Raw genomic sequence first — 870 nt, 5'->3', positions numbered from 1 at the left:
CTTCATTGGCTCCATATTGCTGGGGCTGCTCATCGGCTGAAGTGTCATACCGCATATCGGGCATTTCCCAGGATGCGCTTCCCTGATGTCCGGATGCATCGGACAGGTCCAAATGGCGCCAGATGCGGACGGATGCTGATCGTCCATCTGCTGTTTTCCTGACATGCGATCTCTCCCGATGGCGCAACGGATGAACGCAAAGAAGGGAGCGCTCCCGTCAAATATTTGGAAGCCAATCATCTGGCGCGGGCATGCCGACCAGGTTCAATCGTTCCCCGCGCAGCACAGCATAGCGCCTTCGCCAGGCATAGGGTACAAAGCGTTCGTAGAGGTCGGGCGCGATGAACTGAGAAGGATGTGGGGGGACATCGTGACGACGGCACGTAAGGTGCCAAAACCTGTCAAAATCATCTCTACTTATCACCGCAGCTGAAATGGCGGCTTTTTTTGCATCGTGCGATACGCTTCTGAACGATCAAAATTGGTGCATGGATCATCGTGTGATTCGGCAGTCGTGATGAGCAGCTTCTATAGGAGCAGACGTTCGCGGGACCGAAAGCGAACGTCGCGGTTTGGTCGAGATCTGTCGGAATTGGACGGTCTGCGCCTAGCGGCAGATACTTGATCGCTGAGCGCCTCATGAGGGTCGACTATCGCTTGGCTGCTTGTCCACACCAAGGAGACCTACCGCTTACGCCTCATATGAGACATAGACGGTCGTTCCTGTTTGCCCGAAGACAGAGGTGGTCCCGTCCGTTCGGACAGTTTTGCGGGCTTGATAAGCTATACCCGGTTGTTGTTATGCCGCCCTTCTGACGGCGTTGCTGTTGGCCATCTGGTCCGGGGTTAACCCCGGACCAGATGGCGTCG

General features: G+C 55.9%; 1 protein-coding gene. It reads right to left on the bottom strand.

Annotated features, from left to right (window positions below; genetic code table 11):
- A partial coding sequence (locus tag CFR78_RS16505) for a heavy metal-binding domain-containing protein (RefSeq protein WP_338075358.1) occupies positions 1–99 on the bottom strand: 99 nt, incomplete at its 3' end.
- Positions 100–870: the final 771 nt, after the last annotated feature.

Origin of the sequence: Komagataeibacter rhaeticus, assembly GCF_003207855.1 — a bacterium.
GTDB classification, from domain to species: Bacteria; Pseudomonadota; Alphaproteobacteria; order Acetobacterales; family Acetobacteraceae; genus Komagataeibacter; species Komagataeibacter rhaeticus.
Note: the sequence above shows the minus strand (reverse complement) of the source record. Positions and strands in the feature narration are given on the sequence as shown.